The organism is Pseudoalteromonas sp. G5_S1_14_S5 (assembly GCF_054968605.1).
In genome coordinates, this window is record NZ_JBQKUM010000273.1 from 1 (window position 1) to 253 (window position 253).

At 45.5% G+C, this 253-nt stretch carries 1 tRNA gene; it reads right to left on the reverse strand.

The features are described from left to right. Positions 1-162 precede the first annotated feature (162 nt). A tRNA-Ser gene (locus ACTRWI_RS22855) sits at positions 163-253 on the reverse strand.

Sequence of the window (253 nt, forward strand, 5' to 3'; positions counted from 1 at the left end):
GCAAGAGAGTGGATTGATCTGACCAGTTAATTTTCCAGATTGGTATAATAAAGCAGCTAGACTGAACCATCTACACTGCAGACCGTACGCCAATAGAGCGTTGAATAATATAAATTTTAGACACAAAAAAGCCCGCTGATTTCTCAGCGGGCTTTCTAATGGTGGTGGAGGGATAGGGATTTGAACCCTAGAACCGCTATTAACGGTTGCCGGTTTTCAAGACCGGTGCTTTCGACCACTCAGCCATCCCTCC